Genomic DNA, 466 nt, shown 5'->3' with positions numbered 1-466 from the left:
GACTTTGTCGATGTCGAGATCATAACCGGGCCGGCGCAACAGCTGGCGACCGGTCATGTGCCCGATGATTGTCGTCCGAGGATTTCCGATCGCCTCGATGATACGCTCCGTCTGTTCCTTCTTTGGCAACTTGAAGCGGCTGTGCACGCTCGCGACGACGAAATCGAACGTCTCCAAGATATCATTCGGGTAATCGAGCGTGCCATCCGCCAGGATGTCCGCTTCGATGCCCTTCAGGATGCGAAATTTTCCATTGTATGCCTTGTTCAGCTGGTCAGCTTCGCGGTGCTGTTCAGCAATCTCCGGTAGTGTGAGGCCGCCTGCGTAGTGAGCGGACTGCGAATGATCGGCGACACCAAAGTATTCGAAGCCGCGCCTGCGCGTGGCCTCGGCCATTGCCTCAAGCGTTTCGGTGCCATCGGATGCGATCGTGTGGGAATGCAAGATGCCATGCAGATCTTCATCC

General features: G+C 56.9%; 1 protein-coding gene. It reads right to left on the bottom strand.

Going from position 1 to position 466, the window contains the following annotated elements; all coding sequences use genetic code 11:
• Positions 1-466 (bottom strand): PHP domain-containing protein (locus tag EN935_RS40005; RefSeq protein WP_127374452.1); only part of this gene is annotated, 466 nt, incomplete at both ends.

The organism is Mesorhizobium sp. M7D.F.Ca.US.004.03.1.1, from assembly GCF_003998635.1.
GTDB classification, from domain to species: domain Bacteria; phylum Pseudomonadota; class Alphaproteobacteria; order Rhizobiales; family Rhizobiaceae; genus Mesorhizobium; species Mesorhizobium loti.
The sequence above is the reverse complement of the archived record's forward strand: the minus strand, read 5'-3'. Positions and strand labels throughout refer to the sequence as shown.